The 20,716-nt window shown below is 73.9% G+C and carries 20 protein-coding genes; 6 read left to right on the top strand and 14 right to left on the bottom strand.

The genetic code is table 11. The features are described 5' to 3' along the window. The first annotated feature begins 222 nt into the window (after nt 1–222). A complete protein-coding gene (locus M1O15_RS21055; RefSeq protein ID WP_248635651.1) occupies nt 223–654 on the top strand; it encodes an ATP-binding protein in 432 nt (143 codons plus the stop codon). A 110-nt stretch (nt 655–764) separates the two neighbouring features. On the opposite strand, the gene dapC is transcribed toward M1O15_RS21055, so the two are convergent. Both dapC and fdxA read right to left on the bottom strand, forming a co-directional pair. Continuing rightward, nucleotides 765–1,871, bottom strand: a complete 1,107-nt coding sequence (gene dapC, locus M1O15_RS21050; RefSeq protein WP_248635650.1) for a succinyldiaminopimelate transaminase — start codon at nt 1,869–1,871, stop codon at nt 765–767. Nucleotides 1,872–1,972: 101 nt separating this feature from the next. Next, the gene (fdxA, locus tag M1O15_RS21045) at nt 1,973–2,293 is read right to left on the bottom strand and encodes a ferredoxin (protein WP_105869511.1); all 321 of its coding nucleotides are present in this window, start codon (nt 2,291–2,293) and stop codon (nt 1,973–1,975) included. Nucleotides 2,294–2,407: 114 nt separating this feature from the next. Between fdxA and M1O15_RS21040 the strand changes: the two genes are divergently transcribed. Both M1O15_RS21040 and M1O15_RS21035 read left to right on the top strand, forming a co-directional pair. Continuing rightward, on the top strand, nt 2,408–3,427 hold the full coding sequence (locus M1O15_RS21040) for a GNAT family N-acetyltransferase (protein ID WP_248635649.1): 1,020 nt from the start codon (nt 2,408–2,410) through the stop codon (nt 3,425–3,427). A gap of 5 nt (nt 3,428–3,432) precedes the next feature. Next, nucleotides 3,433–4,257: a transglutaminase family protein gene (locus M1O15_RS21035; RefSeq protein WP_248635648.1), complete on the top strand. Its 825-nt coding sequence runs from the start codon at nt 3,433–3,435 to the stop codon at nt 4,255–4,257. A 50-nt stretch (nt 4,258–4,307) separates the two neighbouring features. Here M1O15_RS21035 and M1O15_RS21030 read toward each other — a convergent pair whose 3' ends face one another. After that, on the bottom strand, nt 4,308–5,060 hold the full coding sequence (locus M1O15_RS21030; protein WP_248635647.1) for a PepSY domain-containing protein: 753 nt from the start codon (nt 5,058–5,060) through the stop codon (nt 4,308–4,310). Nucleotides 5,061–5,144: 84 nt separating this feature from the next. Next, the gene (locus M1O15_RS21025) at nt 5,145–6,383 is read right to left on the bottom strand and encodes a phospholipase D-like domain-containing protein (protein ID WP_248635719.1); all 1,239 of its coding nucleotides are present in this window, start codon (nt 6,381–6,383) and stop codon (nt 5,145–5,147) included. 145 nt (nt 6,384–6,528) lie between these two features. Between M1O15_RS21025 and M1O15_RS21020 the strand changes: the two genes are divergently transcribed. Beyond that, nucleotides 6,529–6,771: a DUF6411 family protein gene (locus M1O15_RS21020; RefSeq protein ID WP_248635646.1), complete on the top strand. Its 243-nt coding sequence runs from the start codon at nt 6,529–6,531 to the stop codon at nt 6,769–6,771. 74 nt (nt 6,772–6,845) lie between these two features. Here the strand turns inward: M1O15_RS21020 and M1O15_RS21015 are convergent, their stop codons facing one another. The 4 genes from M1O15_RS21015 to M1O15_RS21000 form a co-directional block, all read right to left on the bottom strand. After that, nucleotides 6,846–8,777, bottom strand: a complete 1,932-nt coding sequence (locus M1O15_RS21015; RefSeq protein WP_248635645.1) for a peptidoglycan binding domain-containing protein — start codon at nt 8,775–8,777, stop codon at nt 6,846–6,848. A 142-nt stretch (nt 8,778–8,919) separates the two neighbouring features. Then, a complete protein-coding gene (locus M1O15_RS21010) occupies nt 8,920–9,297 on the bottom strand; it encodes a DUF6113 family protein (RefSeq protein ID WP_248635643.1) in 378 nt (125 codons plus the stop codon). Next, nucleotides 9,294–10,181, bottom strand: a complete 888-nt coding sequence (mshB, locus tag M1O15_RS21005; protein WP_248635642.1) for an N-acetyl-1-D-myo-inositol-2-amino-2-deoxy-alpha-D-glucopyranoside deacetylase — start codon at nt 10,179–10,181, stop codon at nt 9,294–9,296. The genes M1O15_RS21010 and mshB overlap by 4 nt, the downstream gene beginning before the upstream one ends. Before the next feature lie 36 nt (nt 10,182–10,217). Further along, nucleotides 10,218–10,412, bottom strand: a complete 195-nt coding sequence (locus tag M1O15_RS21000) for a hypothetical protein (protein WP_248635641.1) — start codon at nt 10,410–10,412, stop codon at nt 10,218–10,220. 157 nt (nt 10,413–10,569) lie between these two features. On the opposite strand from M1O15_RS21000, the gene M1O15_RS20995 reads away from it, so the two are divergent. Then, nucleotides 10,570–12,711 carry a prolyl oligopeptidase family serine peptidase gene (locus M1O15_RS20995; RefSeq protein WP_248635640.1) on the top strand — a complete coding sequence of 714 codons (2,142 nt, stop codon included), beginning with the start codon at nt 10,570–10,572 and terminating at the stop codon, nt 12,709–12,711. Nucleotides 12,712–12,851: 140 nt separating this feature from the next. On the opposite strand, the gene M1O15_RS20990 is transcribed toward M1O15_RS20995, so the two are convergent. The 5 genes from M1O15_RS20990 to M1O15_RS20970 are packed head-to-tail and all read right to left on the bottom strand — an operon-like array spanning nt 12,852 to nt 18,549. Then, complete coding sequence (locus tag M1O15_RS20990) at nt 12,852–13,919, bottom strand: ABC transporter ATP-binding protein (RefSeq protein WP_248635639.1); 1,068 nt, start codon at nt 13,917–13,919, stop codon at nt 12,852–12,854. Continuing rightward, nucleotides 13,906–14,967: an ABC transporter ATP-binding protein gene (locus M1O15_RS20985; RefSeq protein WP_372499525.1), complete on the bottom strand. Its 1,062-nt coding sequence runs from the start codon at nt 14,965–14,967 to the stop codon at nt 13,906–13,908. Before M1O15_RS20985 ends, M1O15_RS20990 begins: the two co-directional genes overlap by 14 nt. 37 nt (nt 14,968–15,004) lie before the next feature. Continuing rightward, nucleotides 15,005–15,994, bottom strand: a complete 990-nt coding sequence (locus M1O15_RS20980; RefSeq protein ID WP_248635638.1) for an ABC transporter permease — start codon at nt 15,992–15,994, stop codon at nt 15,005–15,007. Beyond that, the gene (locus M1O15_RS20975; RefSeq protein ID WP_248635637.1) at nt 15,987–16,910 is read right to left on the bottom strand and encodes an ABC transporter permease; all 924 of its coding nucleotides are present in this window, start codon (nt 16,908–16,910) and stop codon (nt 15,987–15,989) included. The genes M1O15_RS20980 and M1O15_RS20975 overlap by 8 nt, the downstream gene beginning before the upstream one ends. A gap of 16 nt (nt 16,911–16,926) precedes the next feature. Further along, on the bottom strand, nt 16,927–18,549 hold the full coding sequence (locus M1O15_RS20970; RefSeq protein ID WP_248635636.1) for a peptide ABC transporter substrate-binding protein: 1,623 nt from the start codon (nt 18,547–18,549) through the stop codon (nt 16,927–16,929). Between the two features lie 333 nt (nt 18,550–18,882). Here M1O15_RS20970 and M1O15_RS20965 point away from each other — a divergent pair, with 333 nt between their 5' ends. Next, entirely contained in the window at nt 18,883–19,413 is a 531-nt protein-coding gene (locus M1O15_RS20965; protein WP_248635635.1) for a hypothetical protein, read from the top strand. A gap of 180 nt (nt 19,414–19,593) precedes the next feature. Here M1O15_RS20965 and M1O15_RS20960 read toward each other — a convergent pair whose 3' ends face one another. Continuing rightward, the gene (locus tag M1O15_RS20960; protein ID WP_248635634.1) at nt 19,594–20,715 is read right to left on the bottom strand and encodes an ABC transporter ATP-binding protein; all 1,122 of its coding nucleotides are present in this window, start codon (nt 20,713–20,715) and stop codon (nt 19,594–19,596) included. Nucleotide 20,716: the final 1 nt, after the last annotated feature.

The raw sequence follows: 20,716 nt of genomic DNA, 5'->3' as shown, positions 1-20,716 counted from the left end.
GCCACTGCCCACCTCAGGGGGCAACTCCCCTGCCCAGTACGGGGAGTGACGGTTCTGCGGGGGTGGCGGACTCCTCTCCTTTGCCCGTTTTCAGGTGGTCCGATCATGCGACGCATGACCGACTCTTTACCTTCGCGGTCCGCAACCTCCCCCGGCCCTGCGGCGGTTGTCACAGCGTCCGATCGTCGGACAGGCACGAGAAGTCAACGACCAAGGAGCACCATGTCCCTCCCCCTGACCCGCCGGATCGCCCGTGCCGCGCTGCTGATCGCAGCCGGAGCGGCTCCCGTGGTCGGTGCGGCCGGCTCCGCGAGCGCCGTGGACCTGCCCCAGGCCACCGACCTCGGCGGGGTGTCCAGCCTGGACACCGCCTCGGTGTCCGACACGGTCGGCGGCGCCGCCGAGGGCGGCACCGGGATGGCCGGCGAGACGGGTGGCAAGGCCGTGCGGCAGGCCGTCCCGGCCGCGGGCCAGACCGTGGCGAAGACCGCGGACACCACCACCCCGGCCGCCCAGGACGCCGCCGGCCACGCGGCGGGCAGCGCGGGCGAGATCGTCGGCGGGGCCGCGGGCGCCGCCCCGGTGGACGCGCTCGGCGGCGGGCTGCCGGCCGCCGACCAGCTGCCGGTGCGCACCCTGCCGGCGCTGGGCTGACACTCGGCCGCGTGTGCCGGAACCCACGTGGGGCGCGGGCGCACGCGGCCAGGGGAAGGGGCCGGGGAGCTTCACCGCTCCCCGGCCCCTTCCGCGTACTCCGGAACAGCTCAGCCCAGGCGCTTGACCGCGGCCTCGACCCGCTCGTCGGTGGCGGTGAACGCCACCCGGATGTGGCGGGCGCCGGCCTCGCCGTAGAAGTCGCCGGGGGCGACCAGGATGCCGAGGGCGGCCAGATGGGCCACGGTGTCCCAGCACGGCTCGTCGCGGGTGGCCCAGAGGTAGAGGCTGGCCTCGCTGTGCTCGATGCGGAAGCCGTGGCTCTCCAGGGCGGCGCGCAGGGCGGCGCGGCGGGAGGCGTAGCGGGCGCGCTGCTCGGTGACGTGGCTGTCGTCGCCCAGCGCGGCGACGGTGGCGGCCTGCACCGGGGCGGGGGTGATCATGCCGCCGTGCTTGCGGATCTGGAGCAGCTCGCCCAGCACCGCCGAGTCGCCGAGGAGGAAGGCGGCCCGGTAGCCGGCCAGGTTGGAGCGCTTGGAGAGGGAGTGGACGGCCACGATCCCCTCGTAGGAGCCGCCGCAGACCTCCGGGTGGAGCACCGAGACCGGGTCGGCCTCCCAGCCCAGTTCGAGGTAGCACTCGTCGCTGACGAGGAGGATGCCGTGCTCGCGGGCCCAGCCGACGGCCCGGGTCAGCTCGTCCTGGGTGAGCACCCGGCCGGTGGGGTTGGAGGGGGAGTTCAGCCAGAGGAGCTTGAGGCCGGCCGGGTCCAGCTCGGTGGGGTCGTCGTAGACCACCGGCTCCGCGCCCGCCAGCCGCGCGCCCACCTCGTAGGTGGGGTAGGCGAGGCGCGGGTAGGCGACCCTGTCGCCGGGGCCGAGACCGAGCTGGGTGGGCAGCCAGGCGACCAGTTCCTTGGAGCCGACCACCGGCAGCACGTGGTGGTGGGTGAGCCCGGTCGCGCCCAGGCGGCGTCCGCCCCAGCCGGTGAGCGCGTCCCGCAGCTCGACCGTGCCCCACACCGTCGGGTAGCCCGGGGAGTCGGCCGCGGACGTCAGCGCGCGCTGGACGAGCTCGGGGACCGGGTCGACGGGAGTGCCGACGGACAGGTCCACGATGCCGTCCGGGTGGGCCACGGCGGTCCGCTTGCAGGGCTCCAGCTTGTCCCAGGGGAAGACCGGCAGACGGGTGGAGACGGGGGAGGACACGGGGCTCATCACTTCCTGTCGAGGTGGAGGGCGGCGTGCTGGGGGCGGATGCGCGCCGGTCCCGTACGGCGGGGTGCCGTACGGGACCGGGGAGAGCGCGCGGGCGCCGATCAGCCGTTCTGCGGCGGCAGCGCGGCGACGAAGGGGTGGTCGCGCTCGATCAGGCCGAGCTTGGAGGCACCACCGGGCGAGCCGAGCTCGTCGAAGAACTCGACGTTCGCCTTGTAGTAGTCCTTCCACTCGTCGGGCGTGTCGTCCTCGTAGAAGATGGCCTCGACCGGGCAGACCGGCTCACAGGCGCCGCAGTCGACACACTCGTCGGGGTGGATGTACAGGGAGCGGGAGCCCTCGTAGATGCAGTCGACGGGGCACTCCTCGATGCACGCCTTGTCCTTGACGTCGACACAAGGCTGCGCGATGACGTAGGTCACGCTGGTCGTTCCTCCTCGGTAGGGCTGGTTTGCGCGGGAGCGCGGCGTCGTCGATGCCCGCACCTAGTATCTCCGTTCTCGGCAACGATCCGAACACGAGGGGCTGGCAGAGCAGTGGAATTCACCGCAGGCGGACGGCTGGAGGTCCGAATCACCGCCTCTGACCTGGGGAAAAGGGTCTCCGTCCGCCGCTTGGAGCAGACCGGTGACGACGCCGGGCGGTTCACCGACACGGTCGGCGTTCTCACATCCTGGGACGAAGGGGTGCTGGCGATCACCCGCCGCACCGGGGAGACCGTCCGGATCGCTGAATCCTCGCTGGTGGCGGGGAAGGTGGTGCCCCCGGCGCCGGCGCGCCGGCGGGGCCCGGCGGCGGGCTGGGAGGAGCTGACCCGGATCGGGGCGCGGGCCTGGCCGCCGGTGGAGAGCGCCCCGCTCGGCGAGTGGACCCTGCGGGCCTCCGGCGGTTTCACCCGGCGGGCCAACTCGGTGCTGGCGCTCGGCTCCCCGGGGGTGGGACTGGACCAGGCGCTGGAGCGGGTGCGGGCCTGGTACGCCGAGCGGGGCCTGCCCGGATACGTGCAGCTGGCGACCGGCGCGGAGGGCACCCAGGAGGCGCGCTGCCTGGAGCTGGAGCGGCTCGGCTGGCGGCGGGAGGTGAGCGCCGAGGTGCGGATCGGGGCGCTGGCCCGGGTCGGGGACCTGGCGGCGCCGGGCGTGGAACGGGTGCGGGTGGAGCGGTCGTTCGGGGAGGGGTGGCTCGCTCGCTACCAGCGGTCCCGTACGCCCCGCCCGGAGGTGCGGCGGGTGCTGGGCGGGGGGCCCTCGGTGTGGTTCGCCACCGTGCCGGACGAGGAGGCGCCCGGCGGGGTGCCGGCGGCGATCGGGCGGTGTGCGGTGGACGGGCGGTGGGCCGGGTTCATGGCGGTGGAGGTCGCCCCGGAGCGGCGCCGCGAGGGGCTGGCCACCGCGGTGATGGCGGCGCTCGCCCGGCGGGCGCTGGACGAGGGGGCCTCGGCCGCCTGGCTCCAGGTGGAGACGGCCAACGAGGGGGCGCACGCGCTCTACGCGGGCATGGGTTTCGCGGTGCACCACCACTACCACCATTTCCGGTCACCCGGATCGGGTACGTGAGAGCCATGCACACCAGCGAGTGGCGGACCAGGTTCGCCGAGGAGGCCCGCGCGGAGCGGCCGGATCTGGCCGCGCTCTGCCTGCTGATCGGCGCGGAGGCCGATCCGGGGCTCGGGCAGGACGGACTGGACGCCGCCGAGATCGAGCTCGACCGGCTGGCCGGAATGCTGCCGTACGGGGCGGCCACCCCGCGCGCCTGGGCGGCGGCGCTGGCGGAGCTGCTGGGCGGCCGGCTCGGCTTCCACGGCACCGACGCCGACTACCGGCGGCTGGAGTCCTCGCTGCTGCCCGAGGTGCTGCGGCGCCGCCGGGGGCTGCCGATCCTGCTGTCGGTGGTGTGGATGGAGGTGGCCCGGCGGGCGGGCGGCCCGGTGTACGGGGTGGGGCTGCCCGGGCACTTCGTGGTCGGGTTCGGCGCCCCGGAGGACCAGGTGCTGGCGGACCCGTACGCCGCGGGCCGGCTGCTGACCGGGGCGGACGCCGAGCTGCTGGTGGCCGGGGCCACCGGGGACAAGCTGGACCCCTCGATGCTGGCTCCCGCCGATCCGTTGCAGATCGTGCTGCGGGTGCTCAACAACATCCGCACCTGGGCGGCGGGCCGCCCGGAGCGGACCGATGTGGCCCTGTGGGCGGTGGAGCTGTCCCTGCTGCTGCCCGCCCATCCGGCCCGGCTCCGCTTCGAGCGGGCGCAACTGCTGGTGCAGCGCGGGGACTTCCTGGGCGGTGCGGCGGAGATGGACGCCTACGCGGAGATCGTCGACGCGGTGGAGCCGGGCGCCGCCGAGTCGGTCCGCCGCACGGCCCGCGCGGCCCGGGCGCAGTTGAACTGAGCATGCCCCGGGGGCCGCTGCCGATCGGTGGCGGCCCCCGGGCGTCGGAATCAGTCCTTGTCGACGTCCTCGCTGACGACCTTGCGGTCGGTGGCGGAGACGCCCACCGTGGTCTTGTCCCAGTTGCCGGTGTCGACGATGTCCACCTTCCAGACGTTGTCGTCCAGCTCGGCGGCGGTGACGGTGCCCTTGGCGCGGCCTTGGGCGGCCTGGACGGCCTGCTGCGGGGTGACGGTGGCGGCCTTGAGGCGGGCGGCCCACTCGCTCTTGTCGTCGGCGTCCTGGTCGGGGTCCTGCTCGGAGCGGATCACCTGGCCGCTGACCGCGTCCACCCACACCTTGTGGGCGGTGCCGTCCTGGGTGACGACGGTGTTCTCCCAGACCGGCGTCTGGGCGCCCGGGCTGCCGCTCGGGGACGGGCCGGCGGGGCTCGGACTGGCCGGGCTGGGGCTCGCGGAGCCGCTGGCCTGCCCGGAGGGGCTGGCGCTGGCTTCGGCGCCGGAGGGAGCCCAGGTCAGCTCCATCTCGGCCAGCTTGCTCTGCTGGACCTCGCCCACCGCCGCCTGGGCCGCCTTGTCCCAGGTGACCTTGGCGGCCGGGACCAGCTTCTGGCGCTCGGCCTGGTCGTCGGTCAGCCGCGGCGAGGCGGAGCCGGAGGGGGAGGCGCTGGTGGTGCCGGTGGGCTGGGCGGGCGCGGCGGCGGTGACCCGCTCCTGCTCGGTGCCGCAGGCGGTGACCAGCAGGGCGGAGGAGACGACGAGGCAGGCGGCGGCGAGGCCGCGCAGTCGGAAGGGTGCGCTCATGCCCCCACCCGTAACCCGGACGTCACCGTGCCATGACCGGCCGGGCCGACAACCACCCGGAGGGACGTACGGGCCCGGCGGCGGTCACAGGAAGCGGCGGATGGGGACGACGCCGATCTCCCGGGCCCGCTGGGCGACCGAGCGGCGCTTCCAGCGGCCCTCCTCCATCAGGGTGCTGCGCCGCACGTCCTCGTCGTAGTCCCGGTCCAGGCTCTGGGTGAACTCGGCGTCCAGCACGGCGAGCATCACCTCCTCGTCGTGGTCCAGCGAGCGCCGGTTGAGGTTGGTGGAGCCGATCAGCGCGGCCACCCCGTCCACGGTGACGATCTTGGCGTGCATCATCGTCGGCTGGTACTGGTGGATGCGCACCCCGCAGGCCAGCAGCCGTTCGTAGTAGCGCTGGCCGGCGAGCTGGCAGACCCGCTTGTCGGTGAAGCGGCCGGGCAGCAGGATCTCCACCTCCACGCCCCGGGCGGCGGTGGCGCAGATCAGGTCGATGAAGAAGTCGTCCGGGGCGAAGTAGGCGGTGGCCATCCGCACCCGCTGCTCGGCGGACTCCAGGACGACGCGGAGCAGGGTCTGCATGTCCTGCCAGCCGAAGCTGGCCGAGCCGCGGACCACCTGGACGACCGCGTCGCCCTGCGGCTGGTGCTCCACGAAGCGGTCCCGCTCGTCGAAGAGCTCGTCATGGCACTCGGCCCAGTTCTGGGCGAAGGCGGCGGCGATGCCGTCCACCGCGGGGCCGGAGACCTTCACATGGGTGTCGCGCCACTCGTGCTCGTCACGGGCGTCGCCGCACCACTCCTCGGCGATGCCCACCCCGCCGGTGAACGCCTCGCGCTCGTCCACCACCAGGACCTTGCGGTGGCAGCGGTGGTTCTGCTTGAGCGGGGAGAGGTAGAGCGGCCGGCGGAACCAGGCCACGGTCACCCCGGCCTGGTCCATCTCCCGCAGCAGGTCCTTCTCGATGAGCCGGCTGCCGAAGCCGTCCAGCAGCAGCCGCACCCGCACCCCGGCCCGGGAGCGGTCGGCCAGCGCCCGGGCGAAGTCGCGGGCGACCTCGCCCTTCCAGTAGACGAAGGTCATCATGTCGATGGTGTGCCGGGCGGCGCGGATGCTCTCCAGCATGGCGCCGAAGATCCGGTCGCCGTTGACCAGCGGGACCACCGCGTTGCCCTCGGTGGCGGCGATGCCGATCAGCCGCTCCAGCCTCCGGCGTATCCGCTGGCTGGGTCCGGCCACCGCCTGCTCCGGCACCGGCTCCCGGCCGCTGTCCGGGGCCGCCTGGGCCGGGACCGGGATTGTCTCGTGCTGCACGGTCATCGTCGCCTTCTCCTGCCGCACGGTCGGGGTCGCTCCTTCACCGCGCAGTCGCCTTCCCCCTGCGCACCGGGGCTGAACCCACATACCCGGCGCGGCAGCGGGCAACCGCACAGCGAACCCCGACCCGAACCTGAGGAGAAGCACCGTGGTCATCGCCGGAGTGGTAGCGATATGCGTGGTCCTGGCCGTGCTGGCCTTTCTGCTGCCGAGGCTGTCCCACCATCCGCAGCGCGGCACCCAGCGCACCCTGGGGCTGGGCGCCCGGGCCGGCGGCAAGGCGCCCGGAAAGCTGGGGCACTGGTTCGCCAAGCCGTTCTCCAGCAGCTCGCGGGCGGTCGGCAAGAGCGGTTCGGCGGGACGCAAGGCCCGCGGCAAGATGCCGTTCTGAGGTCCCGCCGTGCGCGCGAACGCCCCACCCGGGACGGTCCGGGTGGGGCGTCGGCGCGTGGATGACCGGCGGGGTCAGCCCTCGCCGTCGAGGGAGATCGTCTGGACCCGCTCGGCGGGGGTCTTGCCGAGCAGCGCGGTCTGCAGGGCATGCGCCACGTCGTCGGAGGACAGCTGGTGCTTCTGCCCGTCGCCCTTGGTGACCATCACTCCGTCGAAGACCCCGTCCAGCAGGTCGTCGATGGCCTTCTTGTCGTAGACCTCGACCAGCCGGCCGTTCACCGGCTTCATGGACAGGATCTTCGGCAGCGACCGGTTGGGGCCGAACTGGATCTGCTTGCCACCGGCCTTGATGGTGACCAGACCGGACATCGCGGGCTCCGCGAACTCCTTCATCGCCCGGTCCAGTTCGGCCTGGCTGATGGTCGGCTCCTTGGCGGCGACCGGCAGCTGGATCGCTCCGGCGGAGCCGGTCTCCACCTGGGCGCGGTAGCCGTCCCGTACCGAGATCACCGAGCGCTGGACGTCCAGGGTCCTGCCCGCCTTGCCGGGCACCGGGGTGGCCTTGCCGGGGGCGAAGACGATGGTGCCCTCGGTGGCGGTGCCCGCGGTGCCGGCCAGGTCGGTCAGGGCGACGCCGAGCTTCTCCTCGTCGGTCTTGATGACCGGCTCGGCGACGCGCTCGCCGCCGAAGAGGGAGCCGATCACCGACACCGGGTTGTAGTCGGCGCCGACGGCGCCGCGCACCGTCTCCTCGGTGTCCAGCGAGAGGCCGGCCCGGTCCGGGGTCAGCGTCTCCTGCTTGCCGCTCACGTCCAGCTTGAGCGGCGCGGTGGCGCGGTCGCCGAAGGCGCTCTCCAGCTTCCGGACCGCCTCCTGCCTGGTGCCGCCGCCGATGTCCACGCCGAGCACCGCGGTGCCCTTGGGCACCTCGGAGTGGTTCAGCAGCAGACCGGCGCCGTAGGCCACGCCGAGCAGGCCGACCGTGCCCGCGCCGAGCAGGACCAGCTTGGAGCGGCCCTTCTTCTTCGGGGCGGCCGGGGCCGGGCGGGGCGCCGGGGCGGGGGTGGGCCGGGGCGCGGCCGGGGCGGGTCCCTTCCCGGGAGCGCCGGGGCCGGTGGGGCCGCCGGGGGCGGCGGGTCCGCCCGGACCGCCGGGGCCACCGGGGCCGCCGTCGGGGGTGCCGGCCACCCGGGCCGGGCCGGCGGCGGGGAACGGCGAGTCGCGGCGGTGGTCCGGCGGGACCACCGGGATGCCGCTGGTGAGGGTGTCGCCCGAGACATGGCCGCCGCCGGCCGCCGGGGGCGGCCCGGAGGGTCCGGGCCGGGCCGGCTGCTGCTGCGGGGTCAGGATCGCGGTGTCGTCGGACATCGGCGGGGGCGGTGCCATCGCGCCGAGCACCGGACCGGCGGTCGGTCCGGCGGGCTGCCCGCCGGGTGCGCCGGGGGCGGGCTGGGGACCGTCGGAGAAGTACGGCATCGCCGGGCCGCCCTGGGCCGGACCCTGGCCGCCGGGGCCGGGCGGCGGGAAGCCCGCGCCCTGCGGGTCCGCGGGGGCCTCCGGCTCCGGGGCGGCGGCCGGGGCCTTGCGCGGGGCGAACCAGTCGCCGGCCGGCTTCTCCGGGGCCGGGGCGGCGGGGGCCGCCGGGGCCTGGGCCGCCGGAGCCGCGGGGGCCCCGGGCCGGCGCTCGGCCGGGGCGGCCTGCGGGGTGCCGGGGCCGTCCGACTCGGGCGCGGGCCCGTCGGAGCCGCTCATCGGCTTGCGCATGACGACCGGCGGGATCGGCCGCGATCCGGGGATGTTGATCCGGATGCGGGTGGTCAGCGTGGTCTCGGTCCTGGGCTCGTCCGGCTCGGCCGCCTCGGCGGCACCGTTCGCGCCCGCGCCGTCCTGCGAACCGTCCTGCGACGGGTACTGGCGCGTTCCGTACGGCGGTGTGCCCGAGGGGTACGCGGCTTTACCGCGCCCCTGGGGCCCGGAGGACGAACTGTCAGTTTCACGGCTCAAAGCAGGTTCTCCTGGTTGGCTCCGCCGCCCGCTCTTACACGTACGGGCGCCCGGCGGCGCGCACCACCATACTGGCCGACGCCGTTCCGCATCGCCCGACCGGGAGAACCGGTCCGGTCATTCGGGCACAAGTCGGGGCAGGTCACACCCCGAGCGCGCCGGTCCTCCGCTCCCCGGGCGGCAGCCGGGTGAGGGTGGCGCAGATCACAGCCATGATCATGCCGCCGAGTACGTAGACGAGTTCGGACAGCGAGCCGAAGAAGAGCCCGTCGCCCTCCGGGCGGCCGAAGCTGAGCAGGATCACCGCGAGGAGCCAGCCGGCGCCGGGGGCGAGCACCCCCGCCTGCGAGCCGTACGCGCGCAGCCCGCCGTAGAAGAGCCCGGCGCAGCCGGCCAGGGCGAGCAGCAACCCGCCCGGGAACCAGAGCCCTTGGACCAGTGAGCCGGCGGTGCCGACGACGGCGCCGAGCACCACCAGTCCGGCGAGCAGGCCCCAGGAGGCGGCCCGGGAGGCGGTCATGCGCCCACCCCCGCGAACAGGTCGCGCTCCAGGGTGCCGGCCGGGGCGCCGGAGGTGCCGCGGGCCAACTGGTAGTGCTCGGTGGTCAGCACGGGCTGGCCGAGGTGGTTGGAGAGGGCGAAGAAGCCGCCCTGGACGTCGATCTGGGTGGCGTGGGCGCTCATCGCGGCGGTCTTGCGGCCGGCGAAGGCAGCGCCGTCGATCTCGGCGGTGAGCAGGGACTCGTCGGCGGTGAGGCCGGGCACGTCCTCGACGGCGGCGGTACGGGGGAAGGCGCCGGCGTCCCGCAGCCGGGCGAAGCCCTCCTCGGCGTACGCGCGGGGGACGCGGTTCCAGTAGACCTTGGCGATCTCGTGCGGGGCGCCCAGGTCGCGGCGGTAGGCGCGTTCGGCGGCCAGGTCGGCGGCGCGCATGGCGACCCGGTGGGCCTGGATGTGGTCGGGGTGGCCGTACCCGCCGTCCGGGTCGTAGGTGACCAGCACCTGCGGCCGGACCTCGCGGACCACCTCCACGAGGTGGGCGGCGGCCTCGTCCACGTCGGCGCTCCAGAAGGCGCCGGGGCGGCGGTTCTGCTCGGTGCCCATCATCCCGGAGTCCCGGTAGCGGCCGGGGCCGCCGAGGAAGCGGTGGTCGGTGACGCCCAGTTCCTTCATGGCGGCGGCCAGCTCGCCGACCCGGTAGGGGCCGAGCGCGTCCTCGCGGTCGGGCGCGAGATGGGCGAGGCCGGGCGGGATGACCTCGCCCTCCTCGCCGCGGGTGCAGGTCACCAGGGTGACCTGGGCGCCCTCGGCGGCGTACTTCGCCATGGTGGCGCCGTTGTTGATCGACTCGTCGTCCGGGTGCGCGTGCACCAGGAGCAGACGACGGGCGGGCAGGTGGGTCATACGACCCACCTTAGAACCCCCCGGGTGCCGTACCGGTCAGAACTTGAAGCCGCCGATCATGCCCGCGACGTTGGTGGTGAGCTCACTGATGGTCGGGGCGATCGAGGAGCTGGCCAGGTAGAAGCCGAGCAGCGCGCAGACCAGCGCGTGGACCGTCTTCAGTCCGGATTTCCGGATCAGGATGAAGACGATGATCGCCAGCAGCACCACCGCCGAAATCGAGAGTGCCACGGCGGTTCACCTCCATACATATGCGGTCGGGACCGGTCAGCGTGCATGTGCCGGAGGGTGCATACCCACCTGGCGCTACGGATCATAACTATCCGTTTCCACGCATCGTTCGGTGCACGGCAGCACACGGGGGCGCACGACCGCTAGTTTCGGTCGTATGACCTCCCATCACGAGACCTCGACCAAACGGCTCTCCTTTCCCCGCCAGTTCGCCCGGACGCAGCGCTACACCCTCGGCGCGCCAAGGGCGTTCACCATCGCGCCGGACGGCTCCCGGGTGGCGTTCCTGCGCTCCCCCTCGGGGACGGACAGAGCCGGCAGCCTGTGGGTGCTGGACCTCGACGGCGAGGTCCGCGAGCGGGTGGCGGCCGACCCGTCGGCGCTGCTGGGCGGCGCGGAGGAGGAGTTGTCGGCGGAGGAGCGGGCCCGCCGGGAGCGCAGCCGGGAGGGCGGCGGCGGCATCGTGGGCTACGCGGTGGACGGGGCCGTGGAGTTGGCCGCTTTCACCCTGTCGGGGCGGTTGTTCACGGCCGAGTTGCGGGCCGGGACGGCCCGGGAACTGGCGGTGCCCGGGCCGGTGATCGACCCTCGGCCCTCGCCGGACGGCCGGCTGGTGGCGTACACGGCGGGCGGGGCGCTGCGGGTGGTGGGCGCGGACGGCGGCGGTGACCGGGCGCTGGCCGAGCCGGAGGCGGCGACGGTCACCTACGGGTTGGCGGAGTTCATCGCGGCCGAGGAGATGGGGCGCCACCGGGGCTTCTGGTGGTCGCCGGAATCGGACCGGCTGCTGGTGGCGCGGGCCGACGACGCCCCGGTGCGGCGCTGGTGGATCTCCGACCCGGCGCACCCGGACCGGGAGCCGGCGGCGGTGCCGTACCCGGCGGCGGGCACGGACAACGCCGAGGTGCGGCTGTTCCTGGTGGGGCTGGACGGGGCGCGCACCGAGGTGGTGTGGGACCGGACGGCGTTCCCCTATCTGGCCCGGGTGCACTGGTCCTCGGGCGGGGCGCCGCTGCTGCTGGTGCAGGCCCGCGACCAGCGCCTCCAGCACCAGCTGGCGGTGGACACCGCGACCGGCGCCACCTCCCTGGTGCGGGCGGAGGAGGACCCGGACTGGCTGGAGCTGAACCCGGGGGTGCCGGGGTGGACGCCGGGCGGGGAGCTGGTGCGGATCACCGACGAGGGCGGGGCGCGGGCGCTGGCGGTGGGTGAGCGGGAGCTGACCGACGCCCGGCTGCATCTGCGGGCGGTGCTGGACGTGGGCGCGGAGGACGTGCTGGTGACGGCCTCGGCGGGGGCGGCGGCCGAGGATCCGGAAATTGGCCAGATTCATGTGTACCGGGTGGACGGCTCGGGCGTGGAGCGCCTCTCGGAGGGGCCGGGGGTGCACACCGCGGTGCGCCGCGGCGAGGTGACCGTGCTGGCCTCGGCCCGGCCGGAGGAGCCGGGCGCGGCGGTGCGGGTGCTGCGGGCCGGCAAGCAGGTCGCGGAGGTGGTCTCGTACGCGGAGCGGCCGGTGTTCTCGCCGCGGGTGGTGCTCACCGGGGCGGGCCCGGACGAGATCCCGTGCGCGGTGCTGCTGCCCCGGGACCACCGGGAGGGCGACGGGCCGCTGCCGGTGCTGATGGACCCGTACGGCGGGCCGCACGGCCAGCGGGTGGTGGCCGCGCACAACCCGTATCTCACCTCGCAGTGGTTCGCCGACCAGGGGTTCGCCGTGGTGGTGGCGGACGGCCGGGGCACCCCGGGGCGCTCGCCGGCCTGGGAGAAGGCGATCAGGAGCCGGCTGACCCTGACCCTGGACGACCAGGTGGCGGCCCTGCACGGGCTGGCCGGCCGCTTCCCGCTGGACCTGGACCGGGTGGCGATCCGGGGCTGGTCGTTCGGCGGCTGGCTGGCCGGGCTCGCGGTGCTGCGGCGGCCGGATGTCTTCCACGCGGCCGTGGTGGGCGCTCCGGTGAGCGACCAGCGGCTGTACGACACCCACTACGTGGAGCGGGTGCTGGGGCATCCGGCCGAGGCGCCCGAGGTGTACGCGGACGCCTCGCTGGTCACCGACGACGGGCTGTCGGCGCCTTCGAGCCCGGCCCGGCCGATGATGATCGTGCACGGCCTCGCGGACGACAACGTGGTGGTGGCGCACACCCTGCGGCTGTCCTCGGCGCTGCTGGCGGCGGGCCGTCCGCATGAGGTGCTGCCGCTGAGCGGGGTGACCCATATGACCCCGCAGGAGCAGGTGGCGGAGAACCTGCTGCTGCTCCAGGTGGACTTCCTGAAGCGGTCGCTGGGCCTGAAGTAGCCGGGAGCAAGGAGGACCGGCCGGGGCGGCAGCCCGCCCCGGCCGGTCCGACGGCACCCGCACGGCCGTACTGCGTCCAGCCTGACGCGTCCGTATATCGGAGGCGGGTCACCGGAGTTGCGGGGATGTTACGGGGTCGGCTACGCGTCCGGGGCGCGGGTCTGCGCGTAGTGGCAGGCCGAGGGGTGGCGGGCCGGGGTGGGGTCGTCGGCGAGGGCGGCGGGCACCGCGAGCGGCGGGGCCTGCTCGGCGCAGCGCCCGGTGGCCTTCCAGCAGCGGGTGCGGAAGCGGCAGCCGGAGGGCGGGTCGGCCGGGGAGGGCACGTCCCCGGTGAGCAGGATGCGGCCGCCCCGGTCGCGCAGCCGCGGGTCGGGCACCGGCACCGCGGAGAGCAGCGCCTGGGTGTACGGGTGGGTGGCGTGGTCGTGGATCTGCTCCCCGGTGCCGTACTCGGCGATCCGGCCCAGGTACATCACGGCGACCTGGTCGGAGATGTGCCGCACCACCGAGAGGTCGTGGGCGATGACCACATAGGCGAGGCCCAGTTCGTCCTGGAGGCGGCGCATCAGGTTGACCACCTGGGCCTGGACGGAGACGTCGAGGGCGGAGACCGGTTCGTCGGCGACCACCACCTCGGGGCGCAGGGCCAGCGCCCGGGCGATGCCGACGCGCTGGCGCTGGCCGCCGGAGAACTGGTGCGGATAGCGGCTCGCGTGCTCGGGGTCCAGCCCGACCAGCTCCAGCAGCTCCCGCACCCGGCCGCGGCGGTCGCCCCGCGGGGCGGCCTCAGGGTGGATCTCGAAGGGCTCGCCGATGATGTCGCCGACCGTCATCCGGGGGTTGAGCGAGGTGTACGGGTCCTGGAAGACCATCTGGATGTTGCGGCGCACCGCCCTCAGGGCGCGCCCGGACAGCCGGGTGATGTCCTCGCCCCGGTAGCGGACCAGCCCGGAGGTGGGGCGTTCCAGCCCGACCAGCAGCCGGGCCAGGGTGGACTTGCCGCAGCCGGACTCGCCGACCACGCCGAGGGTGCGGCCGGCGGCCAGGGTGAAGGAGACGCCGTCCACGGCCCGTACCGCCCCGACCTGGCGGCGCAGCAGCACACCCCGGGTGAGCGGGTAGTGCCGGACCAGGTCGGTGACCTCCAGGAGCGGTTCGGCGCCGCCGCTCCCGGTGACCGGACGCGGGGCGGCCTCAGCGGAGGTCATCGAGGGTCTCCTTCCAGAAGTGGCAGGCGCTGGCGCGGCCGTCGGCGACCGGATGCGAGGGCGGTTCCTCGGTGCGGCAGACCTCCCGGGCGCGCGGGCAGCGGGGATGGAAGGCGCAGCCGGGCGGCACCCGGGTGAGGCTCGGCGGCATCCCCTGGATCGCGTACAGCTCCCCGTCCCGCCGGTCCAGCCGCGGCACGGAGTCCAGCAGGCCCCGGGTGTAGGGGTGGGCCGGGCGCTCGTAGAGGGCGTGCACCGGGGCGGTCTCCACGATCCGGCCCGCGTACATCACGGCGATCCGGTCGGCGACCTCGGCGACCACCCCGAGGTCATGGGTGATCAGCACCAGGGCGGTGCCCAGGTCGCGGCGGAGCTCGGCGAGCAGGTCCATCACCTGGGCCTGGACGGTGACGTCCAGGGCGGTGGTGGGTTCGTCGGCGATCAGCAGCTCGGGTTCGAGCGCGATGGCCATGGCGATCATGATCCGCTGGCGCATCCCGCCGGAGAACTGGTGCGGGTAGTCGCGGGCCCGCTCCCGGGCGGCCGGGATGCGGACCCGGTCCATCAGCTCCACCGCCCGGGCCCGGGCGTCCCGCCGGGAGGCGCCGCGGTGCACGGTGAACATCTCGGCGAGCTGGTCGCCGACGGTCATCACCGGGTTGAGCGCGGAGAGCGCGTCCTGGAAGACCATCGCCATCCGCGCCCCGCGCAGCCTGCGGCGCTCGTCCTCGGGGAGGGTGAGCAGATCGCGGCCGTGGAAGAGGACCCGGCCGCCGGTGACCTTGCCGGGCGGGGTGTCCAGGATGCCCATCACGGCCTGGGCGGTGACGGACTTGCCGGAGCCGGACTCGCCGAGCACGGCCAGGGTCTCACCGGGGTGGACCTGGTAGCTGACCCCGTTGACCGCGCGGGCCACCCCGTCCCGGGTGCGGAACTCCACCCGCAGGCCCTGGACGTCGAGCAGCGGGGCGGCCGGCGGCGGCCCGTCCGGTGCGGGTGCGGCGGTGGCGGCGGGCGCCGGGGTCGTCGGGCGCAGGGTGTCGGACACGGCGGCTCCTCGCTGTCGTACCGGTGGCGTACGGGGTTCAGCGCAGCTTGGGGTCGAGGGCGTCGCGGACGGCGTCGCCGAGCAGGATGAAGGCGAGGACGGTGAGGCTGAGCGCCCCGGCGGGCCAGAGCAGCATGTGCGGGGCGTTGCGGATCTGCGGGGCGGCGTTGGAGATGTCGATGCCCCAGGAGACGGTGGGCGGGCGCAGTCCGACGCCGAGGAAGGAGAGGGTGGCCTCCAGGGCGATATAGGTGCCGAGCGCGATGGTGGCGACCACGATGACCGGGGCGACGGCGTTGGGCGCGACATGGCGCAGCAGGGTGCGGCCCCGGCCGGCGCCCAGCGCCCGGGCCGCCTGGACGTAGTCGGCCTGGGCGGTGGCGAGGACGGCGCCGCGGGCGATCCGGGCCACCTGGGGCCAGCCGAGCAGCACGATGAAGCCGACCACCGGCCAGACCGTGGAGCTGGTCACCACCGAGAGCAGCACCAGCCCGCCGAGGATCACCGGGATGCCGAAGAAGACGTCGGCCAGCCGGGAGAGCAGGGCGTCCCACCAGCCGCCGAAGAACCCGGCCAGCGCGCCGAGCACCCCGCCGAGCAGGGCGGTGCCCAGGGTGGCGCAGACCCCGACGGTGATGGAGGCCCGGGCCCCGTACACGGTGCGGGTGAAGACGTCGCAGCCCTGGGTGTCGTAGCCGAAGGGCGCGCCGGGCCGGGAGCCCTCCTGGGAGAGCGCCAGGTCGCAGGAGAGCGGGTCGCCGCTCGCGAGTGCCCCGGGCCAGGCGGCGATGAACAGCAGGAAGGCGATGAGCAGGGCGGAGAGCAGGAAGACCGGGTCGCGGGCGAGCTGGTGGCGGGCGTCGGACCAGAGGCTCCGGGGCCGCTCGGGCGCGCCCAGGGTGCCCGCCTCGCCGGCGGCCAGGTCCAGCGCTCCCCCGCCGCCGGTGGGGGCGACGGCTTCGTGCGGATTGCCGTACGGGGAGCGGGCGTCGTCCGGGTCCGCGGCCGGGTCGCGGGTGTCAGGCATGCCGGATCCTCGGGTCCAGGACCGCGTAGAGCAGGTCCACGAGCAGGTTGGCCAGCAGGAAGACGATGACCAGGACGGTGACGAAGCCGACCACGGTGGGGGCGTTGTTGCGCAGGATGCCCTGGTAGAGCTGGTAGCCGACGCCGTGGATGTTGAAGATCCGCTCGGTGACGATGGCGCCGCCCATCAGCGCCCCGATGTCGGCGCCGATGAAGGTGACCACCGGGATCAGCGAGTTGCGCAGCAGATGGCGGCTGACCACCCGGTGGCGGGGCAGTCCCTTGGCGACGGCAGTGCGGACGTAGTCGGCGCGGGCGTTCTCGGCGACCGAGGTGCGGCTGAGCCGGGTGACGTAGGCGAGCGAGACCAGCGCCAGCACGAGGCCGGGGAGCAGCAGTTCGTCCAGGCGGGCGGCGGGTGAGACCGAGGGCCGGGTCCAGCCGAGCTTGACCCCGAAGACCAGCTGGAGGAGGTAGCCGGAGACGAAGGTGGGCACCGAGATGACGATCAGGGTGAGTGCCAGCAGTCCGGTGTCCAGCGGGCGCCCCCGGCGCAGTCCGCTGGCCACCCCGAGGGCGATGCCGAAGACGGCCTCCAGGACGACGGCGACCAGGGTGAGCTTGAGGGTGACCGGGAAGGCGGCGGCCATCAGCTCGGTGACCGGCTGGCCGTTGAAGGCGGAGCCGAAGTCGCCGTGCAGGATCTGCCCCATGTAGTGCAGGTACTGCCGCCACAGCGGCTGGTCGAGGTAGAGGTCGTGGCGGATCCGGGCGGCGGTGGCGGGGTCGGGGGCCTTGTCGCCGAAGAGCGCGGCGACCGGGTCGCCGAGCGCGTACACCATGACGAAGATCAGCAGGGTGCTGCCGAGGAAGACGGGCACCATCTGCAGCGCCCGCCGGATCACATACCGGCCCATCGGTCCTCCCTGCGGTTCAGACGACCGTGATCCGGTCGTAGACGGGGACGCTGAACTGGTTGAGGGCCACCCCGGTGAGCCGCTTCGACCAGCCGGCGCTGCCGTTCTGGTACCAGAGCGGGATGGCCGGCATCTGCGCGGCGAGGACGCGTTCGGCGGCCTGGAAGTCGCCGACCGCGTCGGCCGGGTCGGGGCGGGCGTTGGCGGTGTCCACGAGCGTGTCGAAGGCCTGGTCGCTGAACTTGCCGTGGTTGGAGGAGCCGCCCGAGCGGTAGAGCGGCTCCAGGAAGTTCTGGATCAGCGGGTAGTCGGCCTGCCAGCCGGAGCGGAACGGTCCGCTCATCCGGTAGGAGGTGATCCGGTTGCGGAAGTCGGCGAAGGTGCCGATCGGGTCCACGGTGCAGGCGGTGCGCTTGCCGAGCGCGTTGTTGACGCTGTTGCAGACGGCGTCCATCCAGGCCCGGTGGGAGCCGGTGTCCACGTTGGAGGTGAGCGTCAGCCTCCCGCCGGGCAGTCCGCCGCCCTCGGCGATCAGCCGGCGGGCGGCGGCCGGGTCGTAGCGGCAGGCGTCCCCGCACAGCGCCCGGTAGCCGCCGCCGTCGCCCAGCGCGGGCGAGGTCCAGTCGTCGGCCGGGGTGCGGGTGCGCTGGTAGATGCGGCGGGTGATCTGCTCGCGGTCGATGGCCATGGACAGCCCCCGGCGCACCTTCTCCATCCCGGGGCGGGCCCATTCCTTGCGGTACATCGGGAAGACCAGGGTCTGGATGATCAGGGCCGGCTGGTTGGTGTACCGGTCGCCCAGGTCGCTCTTGACGAACTTCAGCTGGGTGGCGGGGATGTCGTCCACCAGGTCGAGGTTGCCGGCCATCAGATCGGTGTACGCGGTGTTGCTGTCGGTGTAGACGACCAGGTCCACGCCGCCGTTGCGGGCCTGGTCGGGGCCCCGGTAGCCGTCCCAGCGGCGCAGCTTCATCCCGCTGCCCTTGGCGTAGGACTCGATCCGGTACGGGCCGTTGCCGACCGGCTTGTCCAGCCAGCCGTCGTGGTCGGTGAAGAACGCCCGGGGCAGCGGCAGGAAGGCCTGGTAGCCCAGGGTGTCCGGCCAGGCCGGGTAGGGGGCGGTCAGGGTGGCGGTGAAGGTGCGCTCCCCGGTGACCCTCAGGCCCCGCATGGTCTTGGCGGTGGGCTTGCCGGACTCGGGGTGGACCTGGTCGTAGCCCTCGATGTCGGCGAAGAACGGGGCGTTGTTCTGGGTGTTGTCCACATGGGCGCCGTAGTTCCAGGCGTCGGTGAACGAGCGGGCGGTGACCGGTTCGCCGTCGGAGAAGGCCCAGCCGGGCTTGAGGGTGACGGTGAAGGTGCGGGCGTCGGCGGTGGTGATGGACTGGGCCACCATGTCCTGGGCCTCACCGGTCCTCGGGTCGTAGCGCTTGAGGCCGCGGAAGACCATGTCGAGGACCTTGCCGCCCTGGACCTCGTTGGTGTTGGCCGGCTCGATGGGGTTCTGCGGGTCGCCCCAGGAGGAGGTCAGGATCCCGTCGGGCCCGCCCGCCGCGGCCGGCGGCCCGGTGCAGGAGGCCAGGGCGAGCACGGCGGCCACCGCGCAGGCGGCCCAGGCGGCGGGGGCGGCTTTCCGCATGGGTCCTCCCGGGCGCTCGGCGGGCTCACGCCGTGCGGGCGCCACGGCGTCGGAACCCGACCATCGCCCCGGCGGGCGTGAGGGGCACCCCGGGCGCGTCCGTGCGGGCGGGGTGATGGGCCGTACGGGTGAGGCGGACGAGGCTCCTCCGCCCGGCACGCCACGGACATGTCCGGACGGACCGCCAGGAATCCCGAACTCCGCTTGTTTTCGGCCGATTCCCCAGCTCAGATCTTGCTCAACTCGCTGTGTTCACGATCAAAGTCACGGCAGTCTCTTCCCCATCGGGACGGCCCGCCGGCCGGACCGGCAACGGGAGAAGAGGACCTTGTCTTGAGACGTGCACTGAATGTCGTGCTGGCCACCGCGCTCGCGAGCGGTGGGGCGATCATCGCCACCGCCTCCCCGGCGCAGGCGGCCTGCGCCGACCGCGGCACCTACATCGCCATCATCAACAAGAAGACGGTGTGGAAGCCGACCAACGTCCACAGCGACTGGGCGCGCCCCGGTGTGACGATCACCTACGCCAAGAGCAAGGAAGGCACCTGGAAGGCCGAGGGCACGGCCACCGTCGGCGCCGAGGCGGGTGTGATCTTCACCAAGGCCAGCGCGTCCTTCTCGGCGACCATCGGCAAGTCCTGGACCAAGTCCGACCGCTGGTCCTACGCCGCCACCGTCCAGCGCAAGGCGGGCAAGTCCAAGGGCCGGCTGATGATGTACCACGAGGCGAGGAGCTTCACCGCGCACAAGTACCGGGTCTACACGGGCGCCGGCGGCGCGTGCAAGCTGACGACGGTCTACAAGAAGCCGGGCACCTACCCGGTCAAGAAGAACAGCAACCTCTGGGGTCTGCAGTACTCCTGACCCCTCGGGACCGCGAGGGAAGGGGCGGGCCGCCCCGGTGCCGGGCACCGGGGCGGCCCGCCCCCTTTCGCCGTCCCCGCCGTCCCGGCCGCTGACAACGCCGCGCGCCCCGGCCGTCACCGACGGCCGGGGCGCGGGCGTGAGCGGCCCTGGCGGGTGGGGGCCCCGCCGGAGCGGGGGTCAGCCCTCGGTGTGGTCCTTCTCCAGCGCCGCGAGGGCCGGGTCCATCACCACGTCCTCGACGCGGGCCTCGATGGAGGGTGCCTCGGGGAAGTGGCAGGCCGTCAGGTGGCCCTCCTTGTTCCCGGAGATCTGCACCAGCGGCGGTTCGTCGGTGGCGCACTTGTCCTGCGCCTTCCAGCAGCGGGTGCGGAAGCGGCAGCCGGACGGCGGGGAGATCGGGGAGGGCACGTCGCCGGCGAGGCGGATGCGCTCCTTGTGCTCGGTGTCCAGGTCCACCTCGGGCACCGCGGAGAGCAGCGCGTGGGTGTACGGGTGGCGGGGCCGGGTGTAGAGCGACTCCCGGTCCGCGACCTCCACGATCTTGCCCAGGTACATCACCGCGACCCGGTGCGAGAAGTGCCGCACGATGGCCAGGTCGTGGGCGATGAAGAGGAAGGCGATGCCCAGCTCGTCCTGCACCTTCTGCAGCAGGTTGACCACCTGCGCCTGGATCGAGACGTCGAGCGCGGAGACCGGCTCGTCGGCGACGATCAGCTTCGGCTCCAGGGCGAGCGCCCGGGCCACCCCGATGCGCTGGCGCTGGCCGCCGGAGAACTCGTGCGGGAAGCGGTTGTAGTGCTCGGGGTTGAGGCCGACCAGCTCCAGCAGCTCGCGGACCTTCTTCTCGCGCCCGCCGGGCGGGTTGATCCCGTTGATCTCCATCGGCGACTTGATGATCGTGCCGACGGTCTGGCGCGGGTTGAGCGAGGAGTAGGGGTCCTGGAAGATCATCTGGATCTCGGACCGGATCGGCGCCAGTTCCCGGCGCTTGGCGTGGGTGATGTCCCGCCCGGAGTAGGTGATCTTCCCGGCGGTCGGCTCCAGGAGCCGGGTGACCATCCGCCCGGTGGTGGACTTGCCGCAGCCGGACTCGCCCACCAGACCCAGGCTCTCGCCGGGGAAGACCTGGAAGTCGACCCCGTCGACCGCCCGCACCGCCCCGACCTTGCGCTTGATCGGGAAGCCGCCGTAGATCGGGAAGTGCATCTTCATGTTCTCGACCGCCAGCAGCGGCTCACGGGTGGCGGCGGTGCCGGCCTCCGGGCCCTGCTGCTCCGGCAGAGTGACGTTGTTACTCATG

This window comes from Streptomyces lichenis (assembly GCF_023218175.1).
Taxonomy (GTDB): domain Bacteria; phylum Actinomycetota; class Actinomycetes; order Streptomycetales; family Streptomycetaceae; genus Streptomyces; species Streptomyces lichenis.
The sequence above is the reverse complement of the archived record's forward strand: the minus strand, read 5'-3'. Positions and strand labels throughout refer to the sequence as shown.

Coding starts and splice junctions, on each gene's coding strand:
- M1O15_RS21055 (WP_248635651.1), top strand. CDS start 223: ATGTCCCTCCCCCTGACCCGCCGGATCGCCCGTGCCGCGCTGCTGATC.
- dapC (WP_248635650.1), bottom strand. CDS start 1,871: ATGAGCCCCGTGTCCTCCCCCGTCTCCACCCGTCTGCCGGTCTTCCCC.
- M1O15_RS21035 (WP_248635648.1), top strand. CDS start 3,433: ATGCACACCAGCGAGTGGCGGACCAGGTTCGCCGAGGAGGCCCGCGCG.
- M1O15_RS21030 (WP_248635647.1), bottom strand. CDS start 5,060: ATGAGCGCACCCTTCCGACTGCGCGGCCTCGCCGCCGCCTGCCTCGTC.
- M1O15_RS21025 (WP_248635719.1), bottom strand. CDS start 6,383: ATGACCGTGCAGCACGAGACAATCCCGGTCCCGGCCCAGGCGGCCCCG.
- M1O15_RS21010 (WP_248635643.1), bottom strand. CDS start 9,297: ATGACCGCCTCCCGGGCCGCCTCCTGGGGCCTGCTCGCCGGACTGGTG.
- mshB (WP_248635642.1), bottom strand. CDS start 10,181: ATGACCCACCTGCCCGCCCGTCGTCTGCTCCTGGTGCACGCGCACCCG.
- M1O15_RS20995 (WP_248635640.1), top strand. CDS start 10,570: ATGACCTCCCATCACGAGACCTCGACCAAACGGCTCTCCTTTCCCCGC.
- M1O15_RS20990 (WP_248635639.1), bottom strand. CDS start 13,919: ATGACCTCCGCTGAGGCCGCCCCGCGTCCGGTCACCGGGAGCGGCGGC.
- M1O15_RS20980 (WP_248635638.1), bottom strand. CDS start 15,994: ATGCCTGACACCCGCGACCCGGCCGCGGACCCGGACGACGCCCGCTCC.
- M1O15_RS20975 (WP_248635637.1), bottom strand. CDS start 16,910: ATGGGCCGGTATGTGATCCGGCGGGCGCTGCAGATGGTGCCCGTCTTC.
- M1O15_RS20970 (WP_248635636.1), bottom strand. CDS start 18,549: ATGCGGAAAGCCGCCCCCGCCGCCTGGGCCGCCTGCGCGGTGGCCGCC.
- M1O15_RS20960 (WP_248635634.1), bottom strand. CDS start 20,715: ATGAGTAACAACGTCACTCTGCCGGAGCAGCAGGGCCCGGAGGCCGGC.